The sequence below is a fragment of the Streptomyces sp. NPDC007983 genome (assembly GCF_042958345.1).
GTDB lineage: Bacteria > Actinomycetota > Actinomycetes > Streptomycetales > Streptomycetaceae > Streptomyces.
In genome coordinates, this window is the sequence record NZ_JBIBJI010000001.1 from 26,166 (window position 1) to 44,379 (window position 18,214).

The 18,214-nt window shown below is 73.2% G+C and carries 13 protein-coding genes; 7 read left to right on the plus strand and 6 right to left on the minus strand.

Annotated features, from left to right (window positions below):
• Window positions 1-202: 202 nt before the first annotated feature.
• Window positions 203-487, plus strand: coding sequence for a chorismate mutase (locus tag ACFZCY_RS00150; protein ID WP_391168173.1), 285 nt, complete (start codon window positions 203-205; stop codon window positions 485-487).
• A gap of 586 nt (window positions 488-1,073) precedes the next feature.
• Window positions 1,074-2,165: a PT domain-containing protein gene (locus ACFZCY_RS00155; protein ID WP_391168174.1), complete on the plus strand. Its 1,092-nt coding sequence runs from the start codon at window positions 1,074-1,076 to the stop codon at window positions 2,163-2,165.
• Window positions 2,166-2,201: 36 nt separating this feature from the next.
• Here the strand turns inward: ACFZCY_RS00155 and ACFZCY_RS00160 are convergent, their stop codons facing one another.
• From ACFZCY_RS00160 to ACFZCY_RS00180, 5 genes are all read right to left on the minus strand, one after another.
• Window positions 2,202-4,016: a GMC oxidoreductase gene (locus ACFZCY_RS00160; protein ID WP_391168176.1), complete on the minus strand. Its 1,815-nt coding sequence runs from the start codon at window positions 4,014-4,016 to the stop codon at window positions 2,202-2,204.
• Between the two features lie 36 nt (window positions 4,017-4,052).
• Window positions 4,053-5,693 (minus strand): succinic semialdehyde dehydrogenase, encoded by a 1,641-nt coding sequence (locus ACFZCY_RS00165; RefSeq protein WP_391168178.1) that lies wholly within the window; start codon window positions 5,691-5,693, stop codon window positions 4,053-4,055.
• 88 nt (window positions 5,694-5,781) lie between these two features.
• On the minus strand, window positions 5,782-7,614 hold the full coding sequence (locus ACFZCY_RS00170) for a protein kinase (RefSeq protein WP_391168179.1): 1,833 nt from the start codon (window positions 7,612-7,614) through the stop codon (window positions 5,782-5,784).
• A gap of 87 nt (window positions 7,615-7,701) precedes the next feature.
• Complete coding sequence (locus ACFZCY_RS00175) at window positions 7,702-9,384, minus strand: protein kinase (protein WP_391168181.1); 1,683 nt, start codon at window positions 9,382-9,384, stop codon at window positions 7,702-7,704.
• A 451-nt stretch (window positions 9,385-9,835) separates the two neighbouring features.
• The gene (locus ACFZCY_RS00180; protein ID WP_391168183.1) at window positions 9,836-11,164 is read right to left on the minus strand and encodes a M64 family metallopeptidase; all 1,329 of its coding nucleotides are present in this window, start codon (window positions 11,162-11,164) and stop codon (window positions 9,836-9,838) included.
• Window positions 11,165-11,628: 464 nt separating this feature from the next.
• On the opposite strand from ACFZCY_RS00180, the gene ACFZCY_RS00185 reads away from it, so the two are divergent.
• The 3 genes from ACFZCY_RS00185 (at window position 11,629) to ACFZCY_RS00195 (ending at window position 15,398) form a co-directional block, all read left to right on the plus strand.
• The gene (locus ACFZCY_RS00185; RefSeq protein ID WP_391168184.1) at window positions 11,629-13,077 is read left to right on the plus strand and encodes a tetratricopeptide repeat protein; all 1,449 of its coding nucleotides are present in this window, start codon (window positions 11,629-11,631) and stop codon (window positions 13,075-13,077) included.
• A 480-nt stretch (window positions 13,078-13,557) separates the two neighbouring features.
• Complete coding sequence (locus tag ACFZCY_RS00190) at window positions 13,558-14,226, plus strand: response regulator transcription factor (RefSeq protein ID WP_361475644.1); 669 nt, start codon at window positions 13,558-13,560, stop codon at window positions 14,224-14,226.
• Entirely contained in the window at window positions 14,223-15,398 is a 1,176-nt protein-coding gene (locus ACFZCY_RS00195; protein WP_391168186.1) for a histidine kinase, read from the plus strand. Before ACFZCY_RS00190 ends, ACFZCY_RS00195 begins: the two co-directional genes overlap by 4 nt.
• A 44-nt stretch (window positions 15,399-15,442) precedes the next feature.
• Here the strand turns inward: ACFZCY_RS00195 and ACFZCY_RS00200 are convergent, their stop codons facing one another.
• Window positions 15,443-15,820 (minus strand): STAS domain-containing protein, encoded by a 378-nt coding sequence (locus ACFZCY_RS00200; RefSeq protein WP_361475640.1) that lies wholly within the window; start codon window positions 15,818-15,820, stop codon window positions 15,443-15,445.
• Window positions 15,821-16,128: 308 nt separating this feature from the next.
• Here ACFZCY_RS00200 and ACFZCY_RS00205 point away from each other — a divergent pair, with 308 nt between their 5' ends.
• Window positions 16,129-16,737 (plus strand): sigma-70 family RNA polymerase sigma factor, encoded by a 609-nt coding sequence (locus ACFZCY_RS00205; RefSeq protein ID WP_391168188.1) that lies wholly within the window; start codon window positions 16,129-16,131, stop codon window positions 16,735-16,737.
• The gene (locus ACFZCY_RS00210) at window positions 16,734-18,194 is read left to right on the plus strand and encodes a maleylpyruvate isomerase N-terminal domain-containing protein (RefSeq protein ID WP_391168189.1); all 1,461 of its coding nucleotides are present in this window, start codon (window positions 16,734-16,736) and stop codon (window positions 18,192-18,194) included. The genes ACFZCY_RS00205 and ACFZCY_RS00210 overlap by 4 nt, the downstream gene beginning before the upstream one ends.
• Window positions 18,195-18,214: the final 20 nt, after the last annotated feature.

The window sequence follows — 18,214 nt, forward strand, 5'->3', positions numbered from 1 at the left end:
GCGCATGACCTTCGTCTTTACCTATGGCACCGGCCCGTCCGGCTGCCATGGTCGTGCTGCTTGAACTACTGACAAGCGACTTCCCAGGCGCCCCGGGCCGGTCAAGGCCCGGGGCGATGGTGCGTATGTCTTCGGGTCTCCCCCGGTTCCGGTCCCGCTCGGCGACAGAGTCATCGAGAGACAGAGACCAGGAGATACGGATATGAGCACCACCCCTGATGTGACCACCCCTGATGTGACCGACACCGCCGCCGTGATCGGTTCCGCGCGCGAGCGCATCGACGCCCTCGACGGGCGGATCCTCGACCTCGTCCGGGAACGGATGGGGGTTTCGGCCTCCATCCAGGAGGCGCGGATCGCGTCGGGCGGGCGGCGGGTGAACCTCTCCCGCGAGATGGAGATCCTCGACCGCTACCGCCAGACGCTCGGCAAGCCGGGCACGACCCTCGCCATGACGCTGCTGGAGCTGTGCCGCGGCCGGGCGTGACGCCCCTTCCGTCACCCGTACGGCGCGTGACCGGCCCGCGAACGGGCTCGTTGAGCCCGGTGCCGCGTCGGCGAGGTGACCGGTCGGCAGGGGACAGCAGCCCGGTCACCATCCATAGGGCGGTCGGTCCCGGGGACGCCCGGGACCGACCGTATCCAGTCGAAACGGTTGCGCCCGGAGCGTCGCATCGAGCACGATGCAGTGAGGGAAAACACCCCCGGCCAGCACCCGTCATTGGTCCGACCACGGTCTGATCACGAGTCCGGCCGCGCGGGCGTACGCCCCTGACGCACCCTCCTTCTTCCCCCGCCGATTCCCACCCGGAGCCCGCGGCGCAACCCCCCGGCGCCGCCCCTTCAGCACCGGCGCTGCCCTGACGCCGGTGCTGACCGCCTAGGGCCCCGGGACGCCCGACCCGCTCGGACGCCCCGGGGCCCTTCGCCTGCCCGGGTCACGTCTGTGGTCCCCGCGCGCCGCTCGGGCCGCTCGCACCCCTCGTGCCTCTTGTGCCCTCTGATGCGCCTGCGGATTCTGTGACCATTCTGTGAGCAACTGTGAAGGCAACCTTTCGGCCACCGGGATGGTCATGTACGTGCAAACCGAACGCACGGCCATTCCGCGCCCCCACCGCGACGGCCTTCCAGAAGAGGTCTTCATGGAGATTCGCCGCACACTGGTCGCCGCCGTAGCCACGGCCGCCCTAGCCCCCGCCGCGCTGCTCGCCGCGCCCGCCGCCTTCGCCGACAGCGAGCCGTCGTCCAGCCCGACGGTCATCGAGCCGAGCGACGAGCCGTCGGAGCCGCCGTCGGAGGAGCCCACGGACGAGCCGACGGCCGGGCCGACCGACGAGCCCACCGACGAGCCGACGGCCGGGCCGACCGACGAGCCCACCGATGAGCCCACGGACGAGCCGACCGATGAGCCGACGGACGAGCCGACGGACGAGCCCACGGACGAGCCGACGGTCGGACCCACCGATCTGCCCACCGATGAGCCGACCGACCCCACCTGCGAGGAGGAGTCCGACGAGGCGGCCGTCACCACCGAGCTGCGCGGGCTGCCCAGCAAGGTCGTGGCCGGTTCCGGGTGGGTGCCGTTCACCTTCCGCACCACCAACACCTCCGACAAGGCGATGAAGTCGGTGGACGCGTACGTGCAGATGTACGCCATCAGCAAGGACAAGCTCGACGACGTCTCGAAGCTCCTCACCGTGCAGTCGTACGACGAGGACTCCGGCACCTGGAAGGCCATCAGCGACGAGGCGGGCTACTTCGCCTCGATCGGCGAGCTGAAGCCCGGTGAGTACGCCGACGCCAAGCTGCGGCTGAAGGTCGACGCCAAGACCCCCGGCAGCTACGGCTTCGGCTTCGCGATCGGCGCGTACCACAACGAGGACGACGTCTGCGGCTTCTCCGAGGCCATGGAGTACGACTTCGACGTCCTGGTCGCGGGCAGCAAGCCGGGGCCGATCGACGACGCCAAGCCGAAGCCGGGCGACAAGGGCAACCGGCCCGTGCCGCAGGGTGGCGGCAAGGACCTGACCAAGCTGCCGGTGTCGGGGCAGCTCGCCTCGACCGGGTCTTCCTCCGCGCTGCCGATGATCGGGCTCATCGGTGGGGTGGCCATGGCTGTCGGTGGCGGGGCCGTGTTCGTTGTGCGGCGGCGTCGCGCGGCGTGAGCTTGAGTCGTAGGGTCACCCCCGGGCGGGGTGGCCCTACGGTGCTTCCCCCGGAGGTTCGTTGTCGGGTGCGGGTCCGTGGGTGGGCACAACAGTCAGGGCGGCGTAGGCCGTCTTCGGGACCGCGGGGGTGTTCGGGGCCACCGGGGAGACGCGGGCGTACGGCTCGCCCTGGGGTGGGCGGGGGTCCGGGTCGCCCTTGTTGGGCCACAGGGACATCGCCCGCTCCGCCTGGGCCGTGATCGTCAGCGAGGGGTTCACGCCCAGGTTGGCCGAGACGGCGGCGCCGTCCACCACGGCGATCCCGGGATGTCCGTACAGCCGGTGGTACGGGTCGATCACGCCCTCCTCCGCCGACGCGCCGATCGGGCAGCCGCCCAGGAAGTGGGCGGTCAGCGGGGTGCCCATCAGCTCACCGACGTTGCTGCCCGGGAAGCCGTTGATCGACTCGGCGAGGTGGCGGGCCGCCGCCGCGCCCTCGGGGATGTGGTCCGGGTTGGGCGTGCCGTGGCCCTGGCGGGCGGTGAGCAGGCCCTTGCCCGGGCCCTTCGGCTTGCGGTACGTGGTCAGCGAGTTGTCGTGGGTCTGCATGACCAGGCCGATGATGGTGCGTTCGGACCAGCGCCGGTTGGACAGGGAGCGCGCGGCGAGCGTCGGATGGCGCAGGTTGGCCGCGAGGAAGCGCAGCCAGCCCGGGCCACGGCCCTGCGGGATCTGCAGGATGGACATCATGCCCATCGCGTTGGATCCCTTGCCGTAGCGGACGGGCTCGATGTGGGTGTTCTCGTCCGGGTGGATGGACGAGGTGATCGCGACGCCACGGCTGAAGTCGGGCCGCTCCCCGCGCCGGGCGCGGTAGCGGCGGTCGGTGGTCTGGGCGCCGACCAGGGCCTCGGAGTTGGTGCGGGTGAGCATCCCGAGGCGGTCGGACAGCCGTGGCAGCAGGCCCCGGTCGCGCATGGTGTGCAGCAGGGTCTGGGTGCCGTACGTACCGGCGGCGAGGACGACGTACCGCGCTTGCAGCCTCTTCGGCCTGCCCCTGCGGCGCTTCGCGGTGGGCACGGTGGTGACGTGGTAGCCGCCGTCCGGGGCGTCGCGCACGGCGACCACGGTCGTCATGGGGTGGATGACGGCACCGGCCCGCTCGGCGAGGTGGAGGTAGTTCTCGTTGAGGGTGTTCTTGGCGCCTCGGCGGCAGCCGGTCATGCACTCCCCGCACTGGGTGCACGCCCGGCGGGCCGGGCCCGCGCCGCCGAAGTACGGATCGGGGACCTCCTCCCCCGGCGCGGCCTTCCCCGTGCCGTCGGAGTCCTCGCCGTCGCCGAAGAAGACCCCGACGGGCGCCATGTGGAACGTGTCGCCCACGCCCATCTTCTCGGCGGCCGCCTTGAGGTGGACGTCGGACGGGGTCATGGTCCGGTTGAGGCGGGCGCCGAGCATGCGGCGCGCCTGGTCGTAGTACGGCTCCAGCTCCTCCTGCCAGTCGGTGATGGCGCCCCACTGCGGGTCGCGGAAGAACGGCTCGGGCGGTACGTACAGCGTGTTGGCGTAGTTGAGCGAACCGCCCCCGACCCCGGCGCCCGCCAGCACCATCACCTTGCCCAGGAGATGGATGCGCTGGATGCCGAAGAGGCCGAGGGCCGGGGCCCAGAGGTAGTTGCGGAGGTCCCAGGAGTTCTTGGGCAGCGTCTCGGGCGTGAAGCGGCGGCCCGCCTCCAGGACGCCGACCCGGTATCCCTTCTCGGTCAGCCGGAGGGCCGAGACGGCTCCGCCGAAGCCCGACCCGACGACGATGACGTCGTAGTCGTACGTGTCGTCAGCAGCCTCTTCGGCGCGCTTGTCCTCTGACACGGGTACCTCCCCGTCGATGCGGTCGATGCGTACCGGTCAGCGCAGCCGCAGGGCCTTCATCGCGCGCAGGCTGCGGCTCATGAACTCCGCGTACTTCTCGTCCGTGAGGCCGAAGGACGGACCGAGCGGCATCATGCGCTGCTGGGCGACCGTCTGCGCCTCGGTGTACTTGAGGATGCCCTCGGAGCCGTGGCGGCGGCCGAGGCCGGAGTCGCCCATGCCGCCCATCGGGGACGCGACGCTGCCGTACGCGGCGGCGTACGCCTCGTTGACGTTGACGGTGCCCGCGCGCAGCCGGGCGGCGACCGCGCGGCCGCGCCGGCCGTCCTTGGACCAGACGCTGCCGTTCAGTCCGTACGGGGTGGCGTTGGCGCGCTCGATCGCCTCGTCCTCGTCGGTGAAGCGGTAGATGGACACCACCGGGCCGAAGGTCTCCTCGGTGCACACCGCCATCGGCGCCTCCACGCCATCCAATATCGTCGGCTCGTAGAAGTACGGGCCGATGTCCGGGCGGGGGCGGCCGCCGGCGACGACCGTGGCGCCCTTGGAGACGGCCTCCTCCACATGGCGGGTGACGGTCTCCAGCTGCCGCTCGGAGACGAGGGAGCCCATCTCGGCGCCGTAGGCGAGGGCCGAGCCGAGCCGCATGGCCTTCGTACGGGCCGCGAACCGCTCGACGAAGTCGTCCGCGACCGACTCGTGGACGTACAGCCGCTCGATGGAGATGCACAGCTGCCCCGCGGAGGCGAAGCACGCGCGGACCGCGCCCTCGGCCGCCCGGTCGAGGTCGGCGTCGCGCAGCACCAGCATGGCGTTCTTGCCGCCGAGTTCGAGCGAGCAGCCCACCAGGCGGGCGGCGGCGGCCTGGGCCACACCGCGGCCGGTGCGGGTGGAGCCGGTGAACGAGACGTAGTCGGCGTGCTCGACGACGGCCGGGCCGACGACCGGGCCGTCCCCGACGACGATCTGCCACACCCCGGGAGGCATACCGGCCTCCAGCATCAGTTCACGCGCCCACAGGGCGGTCAGCACGGTCTCGGTGTCCGGCTTCATGACGACCGCGTTGCCCGCGACGAAGGCGGGTATCGCGTCCCCGACCGACAGCTCCAGCGGGTAGTTCCACGGCACGATCTGGCCGACGACGCCGCGCGGCTGGCGCAGTTCGGTGACCTTGGTGAGCGTGGGGACGACGCCCACGTGGGACTTGGGACGCAGATAGGCGTGCGCCTTGCGGCCGTAATGGCGGGCGGCGAGGACGACGCCCTGGATCTCCTCGTGGGCGTGCAGCCGGGTCTTGCCGGTCTCCAGCTGGATCAGGTCCAGGACTTCCGACTGGCGGCGCAGCAGCAGGTCGTGGAAGCGCAGGAAGACGGCGGCGCGGGTGCGCACGGGGGTCGCGGCCCAGGCCCGCTGGGCCTCGCGGGCCTGCTCGAAGGCGGTGGCGACGTCCTCGGGGGTGGACTCGGGCAGCCCGGAGGCCAGGACCTCCCCGGTGAACGGGGTGTGGTTGACGGTACTGCCGCTGCCCACGACGCCCCGGGCGAGCCGGGCGACCAGCTCGGGGGTGACGACGTCGGCGGCGGTCCGGGTGCCCTTGGCGGCGACCGGGTTGCCGTCGGCGGGTGCCTCCGTCGCGGATGTGGCCTGGTCCTGTGCGCTGTCCTGCGAGTCGGTCATGGGGGCGAGGGTAGGCCCCGGCCGGGCGGTTTGGGTACCCGACGGTAACAATTTGTGGCCGCGGAACAGCGGCCCATGAGGCCGACGTTCAGATGCCCTCTATCGTCAGGTTCTTCACGACGTCCTCGTACAGCGCGTCCCCGGTCCCCCGGGCGTCGCCCCTGGCGGGCATGGTCACGGTCAGCTGCCAGGCGATGTGATCGTCGCTGACGTAGACGTGATCGCGGTTCAGGTAGAGGACGCGGTTCTCGTCGCTGGTGGTGCCGGGCTCGTAGAAGGTGGTGTTCAGGTCCTTCGCCGCTTCGCCCTGCTGCCGCGTGTCCTTGGCCTTCTCGCTGCGCGCCTCGTCCATCGTCGACAGGGCGCCGCTCTTGTAGTACGCGGCGATCTGCCCGGTCACGCCCGCGGCGTTCGTGATCTTCTGCTCCGGGCCGGAGACCAGCTTGGTCAGGGTGATGGTGTAGACGCCGCTGGGGTCGTCGAAGGTGACGCTCGGCGCGCGCTCGTCGCTGTCGTCCTGCACCCGCTTGTACGCGCTCGGCACCGCCAGCGAGGCGGCCACCACATCGCGCTCCTCGCGCACGGTCCAGCCGGACGGCAGGGGGTCCTCGGTCGCGAACGGCTTGGCGAGGACCAGCACCAGCACGGACGCGATCACCACGAGGGCGGCGCCCAGGCCGAACTGCGCCGTGCGGTTCCCGTGCAGGACGGGCGGGACGAAACGGCTGCCGCCGCTCCGGGCCGTCTGACCGCCGTACGCACCCGCGGTGAGGGCGGTGGGAAGCGGCTGCGGCGCCGGCCGTACGACCGACTCCAGCGCCTCGCGCGTCTCGGCCGCCGGCGGGCGCATGGCCGGGTCCTTGAGCAGCAGTCGCATGGTGATGGAGCCGAGTGCGTCGGGGCCTCGCGCGGGCCGCTGCGGTTCGGCCGACAGCACGGCCTGCAGGGTCGCGGGGGTGTGCGAGCGACGGAACGGGGACATGCCCTCGACCGCCGCGTACAGCACGACGCCCAGCGACCACAGGTCCGACGCCGGGCCCGGCCGCTGCCCGAGCACCCGCTCGGGCGCGATGAATTCGGGCGAGCCGACGAAGCCGCCGGTCTCGGTCAGCCCCTGTTCACCCTCGACCTGCGCGATGCCGAAGTCGGTGAGGACCACCCGGTCGCCGCGGCCGAGCAGCACATTGTCCGGTTTGACGTCACGGTGCAGCACGCCCGCCTCGTGCGCGGCCGACAGGGCGCCCAGCACGGCGAGCCCGATCCGGGCCGCCTCGCGCGGATCGAGCGTGCCCTCCGCCAGCCGGTCGGCCAGCGAGTCGCCGCGCACCAGCTCCATCACGATCCAGGGGCGGCCGTCCTCGACCACCACGTCGTGGACGGTGACGACGGAGGGGTGGTCGATCCGGGCCGCGGCGCGCGCCTCGCGCTCCATCCGCTGGTGGACGGTCTGCCGTTCGCGGTCCGGCAGATGGGCCGGAACGCGCGGCTCCTTGACCGCCACCTCGCGGTCCACGATCTGGTCGTGCGCCTTCCAGACGGTGCCCATGCCGCCGTGGCCGAGCCGCCCGAGGAGCCGGTAGCGGCCGCCGAGGAGCCGCCCCGGGCCGGGGCTCTGCCGCGCGCCGTGGGCGGCCGGGCGCGGGTCGCGCGGGTCGTACGGTGCTGCGGCGGCGGGGCCGTGGCCCGGCTGCGGGCCCGGCTGCGGGTCCGGTTGCCGGTCCGGGCGTGCGTCCGAACGTGGCCGAGGAGCGGCCGGTGCGCCGGGGTCGTGAGCGGGTTCGGCGCGCTGCCTGGATGCCTGCGTGGGCTCGTACGCAGCTGGCCCCGCCTGCCGTCGTGGCGGCGCGGGCGGCACCGCCTGCTGCGGCGGCCGCAGATCGTAGCTGCTGGGCTCGTTCGCCCGTCCCCCGTCGTTCGTCATGCGCAAATCATTACCTGGTCGGCGGTGAACACCGCCACCCACCGATGGGCCGCGCGGACGGCTCGTGACAAACCCGTTGCGACCGGGTCAGCCCGACGCCCCGGATCGGGCGAACGTGGCGACAGCCGTATCGAAGTAACGTTTCCCCTCGGACTTCTTCTCCACCGGGACAGAAAGCCACAGATCGTACATCTTGCCGCCCTCGTTCCAGCTCAGGTCGAAGGTCTGCCGCGAGCCGCCGTCATCGGCCGAACCGTCCCAGACGAACGCCCACAGCGCCGCCGGGTGCCCGTTGTGCGTGGTCCGGATGACCTGCCCGTTGCGGTACCCCTCGTAGCTGCTCGGCCCCTTGGCGTCCGCCGCCCGGCTCACGGAGAGGGGGCCCCTCGGGTCCGGCTCCTGGGGGTGGATGCCGATGCGGAACTCCAGGCCGGGCGAGTTGTAGTAGACCCGGGGCGACTTGTCCTGGCGGGCGAAGCCGTCCGGTACGGCGAGCGAGAACCCGGCCGGGTCGTGGACCAGCTCATACCCCTCGGGCACGCCGCCGGTGGACGCCTCGGGGGATGCGGACGCCTCCGGGTCCGTGGATGCCGTCGGGTCGGTGGACGCCTTCGGGGAGGCCGTCCGGTCCGAGGCCCGCGCGGCCGGTTCCGCGTCGCCGCCCGCGCTCGCGTCCTTGCCGGTGCCCTCCTCCGCGACCCGGGCCGCGCCGCGGTCACCGGCCGTCGCGCCCTTGCCGTCGTCGTCCAGCAGCGCCATCGTGCCCGCGCCCAGCCCGGCGAGGGCGACGACCGCGGCGACGGCCATCAGCACCGTACGGCGCCCGGGCGCACGGCGGCGCTGCGGTGCGGGGGCGGTCGAGGCGAGCGGGGTGGCCGCCGGGGGCGCGACCGGCGTGCCGGACTGCGTCGGGGTGCGTTCCACGGAGAACCCCGAGGTGTCCCCCGAGCCCAGGTACGTGCGCAGCATCCGCGTCGCCTCGTCCGCGCTCAGCCGCGTCCGCGTATCGCGCCGCAACAGCCCCTCGATGAGCGGCCGCAGCGGCCCGGCGGCCTCCGGCACGTGGACCTCGTCGTAGACGACGGCGTGCAGCACCGCCGCCACGGACTCCCGGTGGAACGGCGACGCGCCGCTCACCAGCGTGCACAGCAGCACGCCGAGCGACCACAGGTCCGACTCGGGCCCGGTACGGCGCCCCGACATCCGCTCCGGCGCCGTGTACTCGGGCGAGCCCACGAACGCCCCGGTCTCGGTCAGCGTCGTCGCCCCGTCGACCTGCGCGATCCCGAAGTCCGTCAGCACGACGCGGCCGGTGCCCGCCTCGACCAGCACGTTCGCCGGTTTGATGTCCCGGTGCAGCACGCCGCGCGCATGCGCCACCCGCAGCGCGTCCAGCAGCGCCGCCGCCACCCGGCCCGCCTCATGCGGCCCGAGCGGGCCCTGCGCACCCAGCTGGTCGGCGAGCGAGGACCCGTCGACCAGTTCCATGACGATCCACGGATGGCCGTCCTGCTCCACCACGTCGTGCAGGACGATCACATTGGGGTGCTTGATCTGCGCGACCGTACGGGCCTCCCGCAGCGCGCGCTCGCCGCGCAGCCGGTCGTCGGGGCCGAAACCGTCGTCCACGTGCAGTTCCTTGACCGCGACATCGCGGCCCAGCAGTTCGTCGACGGCCCGCCAGACCGTCCCCATACCACCGCGGCCGAGCCGTGAGACCAGCCGATAACGCCCGGCCAGCAGGCCGGTATTTCCCCCGTTGTTAGCCATGGGCTCATCTTGCCTCACGGCCCCGGAGGCGCTGCCTCCGGCAGGCGGCCCCGGCGCCTTGTGGGATGAGCCGCGCGCCGGGGGAACGCGAGCGTGCGCGCTCGCCCTCGGGGGCGATTGAGCGGACGGGCCGCGTCGGGGATCGTAGAGCGTGCCGATGTTACAGGGGCGGACCGCGGCCGCCCCGCATCGACGACCTACTTTTCGGGCACGACCGACGCTCGGGTGCCCACGCCTGACCGGCGAGTGAGCCGAAGGGGCGCGCCGCTGTCGAAAGGGAGAGCGCGCGCAGGCCCCGAGGAACGAGGGGCCGAGCACGGTCGACCGTCGACAGGGGGCACCTCCCAGCGGTAGCTGGGGGAGGCTTTTGCGCCCCGGAGGCGAACCGAGCCTCAAAAGAAAGGCAAGCCGCCCCGCGGCGGGGGTCCACGGGGCGGCGGCTGGGGGTGCGTCAGCTGGTGACGGGGACCTTCCAGGTGCGGGAGGCGGTCAGCAGCTTGCGCAGCGCGGGGTCTTTCACCGCGCGGGTGTGGTCCACGGCCTTGGCGGTGACGGTGTGGGGCCTGCCGTCGGACCGGATGCCGAGCGACGCGGGGGTGACGGTCTTCTTGCCGCGGGCCGCGGTGACTTCGGCGCCGTCCACGTACCAGGTGAGCGAGGCGGTCTTCGGCGCGTTCACCTTGAGGCTCGCCGCCCGCGCGAGGGGGGCGCCGGTGCCGGTGCGGCTGCTGAGCACGCTGGCGTGGCGGTAGAAGCCCGCGATCATCGCTTCGCGGCCGGGGAGGCTGTACTCGCGGCCGAGCGTGCGCATGATCGAGTTCCGGGTGGGACGGTTGAGGCCCTTGGGGTAGTAGCGGCTGCCCTCGTACGCGCCGACCGTGCCGCCGTCCGGTGAGGTGTGGCCGATCCAGCGGTACCACTTCCGCTTCTGCTCGGTGAGCTGGGCGGCGGTCAGCCTGGTGGCGTTGGGCTCGTCGGGTTCGGCTCCGGGGTAGGTGCCGTTCGTGGCGTACACGTACTCGTCGGCGAGGCGGCCGACGGAGTGGCCGGTCTCGTGGACGGCGACCTGGTCGGAGTCGGGGTGGTCGGAGGAGGCGGTGGCGATGCCGTCGTAGCCGACGCCGGAGCTGATCGTGTAGCCCGCGCCGCCGTACTTGGCGGAGTTGGACAGCACGATCACCAGGTCGGCCTGTGGCGCCTTCGCGGCGTACGACTCGACCTTGCCGGTGTCGACGCACAGCAGCCGCTCGGTGCCGTCGCACCAGAAGTAGGAGTCGAGGGCGGTGTCCTTGACGACGCCCTTGGACGGGTCGCCGGAGACCCCGGACTGGTTGGAGACGGCGTCCACGGACCAGACGTTGAAGAGGCTCCGGTAGGTGGCGTACGGCTCGACCGCGGAGATCTGCGCCCATTTGGAGCGTACGTCGGCGTGGAAGTCGCCCTGCTGCGCGGCGGTGTAGCCGTCGCCGACGAAGACGACGTCCACCTTGTCGGCCGGTGGGCCGTTCTCGATGACGGGTGCCACGTCGCCGTCGGCGGCGGTTTCGGCGGGGGAGAGCGTGCGGTCGCCCCGGGTGAGCCGGGCGGGGGTGGCGGCCGGGACCTCGGCGTGCCGGGGGTGGGCGCCGGGGCCGGTGAAATACTCCACCTCATGGGTGCGCCGGGCCCGCTCGGCGGAAGCTGCGGAAGCTGCGGAGGCGACGGAAGCAGCGGAAGCCGCGGACGCCGAAGGGGCGGCGGGGGCGCTCACGGTCGCGGCGAGCGCCGCCGTAAGCGCCACACCTCCGGCGACGACAGCGGAGCGTAAGGGGGTGTGGCGGTGTCGCCATCTCCCTCTGCGCACGGGGGCTCCCGAGGTTTGCTCCGTAAGCGGCCTGTTAAACATGATTAATTCGCCGCTCAACCTAAGGCCAAAGGAAGGCCCGAGCAACGGTAACTAGGGAAATCGCTAAACAAATCGACCATCAGGCCCTATGTCAGGGCTCGCACCCCCGGCCGAAGGTGACGCTCCGTACCCGCGGCGGCCAACCTGTCGTCCGCAAAGCCGGATCCGCATCCCGCCGGGAGCCTTATGGTCAAGCGGTACGTCGAAACGGCGGTCGGTGAGGAGCGGTCCCGGCTGACGGACGGTCGCCGTGGCGCCCGGCCCGTCCGGTGCTGCCCCTCACCTGCCGCATCTTATGCATCCTCATGTAGATGGACTGAGCCCGGCGCTCGAGTTACCGCCGGGGAGAAGAGGGCACGGTGGCCGAAAAGCGCGCCGGAGACGGTCGGGCGGCGGGGGCGGAGGGTACGGCGGAGATCGGGCGCCGGGTGTTACGGCTGCGCACGGAACGCGGGTTCACCCAGCGGCAGCTGGCCGAACCGGCGTACACCGCCGCGTATGTCTCCACGCTGGAATCCGGGAAGGTCCGCCCCTCCGAGGTCGCCCTGCGCCACCTCGCCGAACGCCTCGGCGTCACATACGAGGAGCTGGTCACCGGCCGTTCGCCGCAGGACGCGACCCGGCTGCGCGCCGGGCTCACCGACGCCCGGCGGACGCTGGCCACCGGCGACACCGAGGACGCGGCCGCCCGCTTCGCGGCGCTGGGCGCCGAGGCCGACCGGCTCGGCTTCGCCGACGAGCGGGCCGCGGCCCTGCTGGGGCTCGGCGACTGCGCCATGGAGACCGGCGAACTGACCGCCGCCCGCGACCACTTCGAGGCCGCCGAGAAGCTGCTCGCCGACGAGCCGCTGCCGCGCCGCGTCCCGGCGATCCGCGGCCGCGCCGTGGCCCATCTGCTCGCGGGCGAGCTGCGCTACTCCTGCTATCTGCTGGAGAGCGCCATCGACGAGCTGAACGCGTCCGGGCTGCACGACCCGAACGCCCTGCTGCTGCTCTACACCGCCGCGATCGCCCCGTACATGGACATGGGGGCGCACGCCCGTGCGGTGCGCGCCGCCGAACTCTCCCTCGCGCTGGCGCCCAGCGTCGACAACCCGGAACTGATCGCCCAGATGCATCGCGGGGTGGCCCGCACCCTCATAGCCGAGGGCCGCACCGCGGAGGCCGACGCCTCGCTGGCCAAGGCGCAGGAGCTGTACGAACAGCTGCGGCTGCGCACCGATCTGGCGCACTGCCACTGGATGCGCGGCTACGTCCACGCACAGGACGGCGACCTGGAGCGGGCGGAGAGCGAACTGCGCATCGCCCGCGACATGCTGGCGTCCAAGCGGGCCGCGCTGTTCATGGTGCAGGTGGAGGTGGAGCTGGCGGACGTGCTGCGACGGCGCGGCCGTACCGCCGCGGCGGAAGCGCTGCTACGGCCCCTGCTGGCGAGATCGGGCGGCTCCGGCGACTCCGAAAGCTCCGGCGGCTCCGGGGGCGGGCAGGAGGCGGTCGAACTCACCGCGGAACGCGGCGCGGTGCACGCGGGCGGCGCCCACCGGCTGCTCGGGCTGATAGCCGACGAGCGCGGCGACGCGGAGGAGGCGGAGGAGCACTACTGCGCGGCGCTGTCGCTGCTGGAGCGCACCGGCGCCGCCGGTGACCTGGCCGATCTGTGCCGGCTGCTGGGCGATCTGCTGCGGCGCGAGGGGCGGTTGGAGGCCGCGATGGACGCGTACCGGACGGGGCTGGGGCACCGGGCCGCCCCGGGCACCACCACGCTGGGCCCGGCCCCGGCCGAACCGCCCCTCCAGGGCGCGCGCTGACACCGGCCACCGGACCGCGCGGCGGTTGGTGCGCCCGCCGGGCCGGGGCCACTCGGGGTTGGTCAGGCCCCGATGGGCCGGTCCTCCCCCGGTAAGGGCCGGTCGGCACGGCACGGCGGGCGGGTCAAAGGGTGAGCAGGCCGCCGCGTGTGGGGGTCGCGGCGGCCTGCTGAGCGCCGTAACGCCCCGCTGCCGGCCCCGCACCGCGACCATTTTCGGCCACGGCGGTCACGGCGCGCCGAGAGGCCGTACGGCGCGCTGCTGGGGCGGGGGTTCGGGTGGACCCCGCGGAGTGGTGCGGCATGTGATCCACTCTGCCCGGCCGCGGCGGGGCGGACATCCGCCCCAGGTCTCCCCTCGCACCCCGCCGATCGGCGGGGTGATCCCCCCAACAGGGCGGAGGAGACCACTCCATATTGGTGCCGCGATGCGGCAGGCTGTGCGAACAATGCACATGACAGCTGAGGGAGGGAGCGGCCGGTGATCCGTGTTGCGGTGGTCGACGACGAGGCGCTCGTACGATCCGGCCTGCGGCTGATCCTGGGCACGGCCCCGGACATCGACGTGGTCGCCGACTGTTCCGGCGGAACGGCGGTCGAGACCGTGCTCGGCAGCGAGGCCGACGTGGTGCTCCTGGACATCCGGATGCCCGACGCCGACGGGCTCACCGTGCTCGGGCAGCTGCGCGCCGCGCCCCGCTCCCCCACCGTCGCCATGCTGACCACCTTCGACGCCCAGGAGTACCTGACCGCCGCGCTGCGCGCGGGGGCGGCCGGCTTCCTCCTCAAGGACACCGACCCGGAACAACTCGTCCGCGCGGTACGCACCCTGGCCCAGGGCGGCAGCGTCCTCGACCCCGGCGTCACCGGGGCCGTCATCGGCGGCTATCTCGCCGCCGAGGCCGAGGTGACCGCCGCCACCGCCGTCGACGCTCTCACCCCGCGCGAACGCGAGGTGCTCGCGCTGCTGGGCGAGGGACTGGCCAATTCGCAGATCGCCGAGCGGATGGGGCTCGCGCCCAGCACCGTCAAGGACCATGTGCGGGCGGTGCTCGGCAAGCTGGGCGGGCTCAACCGGGTACAGGCCGCCATCGTCGCCGACCGGGCCGGGCTGGTCACCAGCCGCCCGGGGGCGGGTGGGCCCCGGTGACCGTCATCCCGCCCGCGTCCGCACCGCCGTGGCGGCGGAGGCTGCCGGGGTGGGTGCGGCGGTGGGGGCCGCTGCTGGTCCCCGTCGTGTTCGCCGTGGCCGACGCGCTGCTCGTCAACGGCGTCACCCTCGGCCTGGAACTGAACGTCTCCCTGGTCGCGGCGGCCGCCCTGCTGCTGCGCCACCGCTTCCCGGCGCCGGTCTTCCTGGCCACCCTGCCCGGCATCCTCATCGGCTACATCTGGTTCGCGCCGATGATCGCGCTCTATACGGTGGCCGAACGCCGCCCCGGCCCCCGGCTGCTCGGCGTCTCCGCGCTGCTGCTGGCCGCCGCGCACTTCGTCCCGTGGCCGGTGTCCGACTTCGAGCCGACCGCGTACCGGGAGAACACGCTCACCCTGATCGACGCGTGCATCACCTCCGTCGGGCCCATCGCGCTGGGCCTGCTGGTGCGCACCCGCGGCGAACTCGCCGCCCGCCTGGACGATCTGACCCGCAGCCGCCGCCGCGCCGACGAGCTGATCGCCGAGCAGGTGCTGAGCACCGAACGCGCGCGGCTCGCCCGCGAGATGCACGACGTCGTCGCCCATCAGGTCAGCCTGATCAGCCTGCAGGCCGGGGCGGTGCAGATCAGCGCGGCGGACGCGCAGGCGCGGGAGGGGGCGCGGACGATCCGCGAGCTGTCCGTACGGACGCTGGACGAGCTGCGCCACATGGTCGGCATCCTGCGGGCGGCGGGCGGCGACCTGGAACAGCTCACCCCGCAGCCCCGGCTGGCGGATCTGCCGCGGCTGATCGAGCTGAGCGCGCTGGACGTGACGTACGAGGAGGCCGACGACGCACGGGTCGCGGGGCGGCCGGAGGCGGTGGAGCGGGCCGCGTTCCGCATCGTGCAGGAGGCGTTGACCAATGTGCGCAAGCACGCACCGGGCGCGCGGGTGACGGTACGGCTCGCGGAGGCGGCCGCCGAGGGGCGCGGGCTGCGGGTGGAGGTCCGGAACGGGCCGCCGGACGCCTCCGCGGTGGCGCCGGGGCTGCCGGGCGGCGGCCATGGGCTGGTGGGCCTGCGGGAGCGGGCGGCGCTGCTGGGCGGCACGCTCACGGCGGAGCCCACGGAGGAGGGGGGCTTCGTGGTGCTGGCGGACTTCCCGAAGGCGCCGCCACGGTCGTAGGGCGCGGGGGTCTGTTCCCCGCCCCTTGGAACGTTCAGGAACCGCTAGGCGGAGAGGGAGTCGGCGGCGCCCTGTTCGTCGTCGTCAGGGTCCGTCGCCACCATCAGATTGGGATAGACGTCGAACAGGCGGCGGACGCCCAGGGCCGCGAGGACGCGGTGCACATGGGAGCCGTGGGCGGCGTCCTGGGGCGGGAGGATCAACCGGAGCCGACCCGAGCACGACCGCATCAGCCGGCGCGCGGCGATCAGGACGCCGACGCCGCTGGAGTCGCAGAAGCGGACCTCGGACAGGTCGAGGACCAGAGAGTGGCGGCCTTCGGCGACCGCGTCGTGCACGTGCTGCCGGACCGCGGGCGAGGTCACGAGGTCCATCTCGCCGGAGACCTGCAGGACGACCCACTCCCCCCGTCCGTCCTCCATCACCTTCAACGTCACGCGCTCGAAGCCCTTCGCTCGCAGCTAACCGGAATTTGCTGTTCCAGGGCGGCTGCCCGCCCGGCCCCGCATAAAACTCCCCCAGTCTCACACCGCAGGAACGAGCCTATGCCCCGCTGAAGCGTTTCGTCTCGCCGATCCTGCGCACCGTGACCGGCCCAATACCATCCGCAGCCGTGTTGTGCCGCACTTTGCCGCATGGAGGCGCGTTGTGTCAGCCCCCGGCACTACATTCGATATGAAGGTGGGCATAGTGCCAGGAGACCCGGCCGACGAACAGGGATGGGGGCCGCATGGCGAACGACGCACCGCCCCGCTGGGACCGCAGGATGCAGCAGCGGCTGGCGCGCGGCGAGGCCGCCGCGCTCGGTGAGCTGTACGACCGCTTCGCCTCCCTGGTCCACCATCTCGCCCATCGCGTCCTGGAGGACGAGGACGCGGCCGACCGCATCACCCGCGAGGTCTTCGCCTACGTCTGGGAGAACCCGGACGCGTACGACCCCAAACAGGGCTCCCTGCGCTCCTGGATCGCCACCCTCGCCCACCGCCAGGCGGTGCACCGGCTCCGGTCGCGGACCGCCGAGGGCGCCGAGGACGACGGCGAGGGCGGCGAGGGCGGCGATGAGGCCGCCGTCGAGGAGGCCGCCGTCGAGAAGCGCATCCGCGACGCCTCCGTCGCGGCCCGCGCCGACTACATCGTCACGTCCATGCCCGCCCCGCTGCGCGCCGCCCTGGAACTGGCCTACTTCGACCGCCGCGACTACCGCCAGGCCGCCGCCGCCCTGGGAGTGACCGAGGACGAGGCCAGGCGCCGCCTGCGGCTCGGGCTCCAACTGCTGTCCACCGCCTACGTCCCACCGCCGCGCACCATGGCGCCTCCCGGTTACGGGCGGGCGCTGTGAGCGGCGCGGGCGGCCCGGAGCGGTACGACCCCGGCGACGGATTCGGCGACGACAGAGACGGGCCCGGCGACTTGCCGGGCATTCCGCCCGAACCGGCCGGGCCGCCCCGCATCCCGACCCCGCGATCCGCCCCCGAGGACACCAACGGCTGGCCGGGACCCTTGCCGCTGGTGCCCGAACCCGAGAACCCGGAAGAAGCGGAAAGCCCGGAAGACCCGGAAAGCCCGGAAGGGCTCAACAGCCCGGAAGAACTCAAGAGTCCGGAACAACCGAAGAGTCCGGAAAGCCCGCCCGAGGCGACCCCGGCGCCCCGGCGCACCGACGCCCGCACCGACCCACCGCGGCCGCCCTCGCACGACGTGCTGCGGTCGCTCCTCGGCGCCTGGGCGCTCGCCGCGTGCTCCCCGGACGAGACCGCCGCCGTCGAGAAACATCTCAACCACTGCACCTCCTGCGCCGAGGAAGCGCTGCGGCTGCGCCAGGCCGTGGGGCTGCTGCACGCCGAGCACAGCCTCGACCTCGACCCGCTGCTCCGCTCCCGGGTGCTGGCCGGGTGCCTCGGCCGCCGCCCGGCGCGGATACCGGTGCCGGGCTGGGCCGCCGCGTACGACGCGGAGGCCGCCCGGCTGGACGCGCTGCTGCGGGACATGGGCGAGGCCGAATGGCGCGCTCCGGTGCGGCTCAAGTGGTTCGACGGGCAGCGGCTCACGGGGCGGGACACCACCGTCGCCGGGGTGATCGGGCATCTGATGGCGGTGGACGGCGTCGTGGCCGCCTCCCTCGGGCTGCCCGATCCGCTCGGCGAGCACGCCCCCGGCTCGCCCGCGGCCCGTACGGACGCGTACTGGCACGCGGAGCCCGACGCCGCGAGCGGGGCCGGTCCGTCCGCCCTGCTGCGGGAGTTGTGGCGCGAGCAGGGGCATTCGCTGGTCCGTACGGTGTCGTTCGCCGGGCGCGGGGCCTCGGATCTCTCCGTCCCGTTCGGGGACTTCACGCTGCCGGTCCGCGACGCGTTCCTGGACCGCGCCTTCGAGTGCTGGGTGCACGCCGGGGACATCGCCGAGGCCGTCGACTACCCGTATGAACTTCCCTCGTCCGCCCACCTCAAGGCCATGATCGACCTGTGCGCCCGGCTGCTGCCCGACGCGCTGGCCGAGCGGCGCCGCGCCGGGCTCGCCGCCCCGCCGCGCCGCCTGGTGGAGGCGGGCGCCCCGGGCCGTACGCTCCATCTGGAGGTCGAGGGCACCGGCGGAGGCAACTGGTACATACCGCTGGACTCACCGGCCGCCGTGGGCACGGCGGAGGAGACGGTGGCCCACATCGCGCTGGACCCCGAGGCGTTCTACCAGCTGGCGGCCGGGCATGTGCCGCCGCAGGAGGCGGCGGTGGGGCAGCTGGGGGACGTGGAGGCGATCCGCGACGTGCTGTTCGCTGCGGCCTCGCTGTCGCGGCTGTAGGACGTGCAGGGCGCGACAGC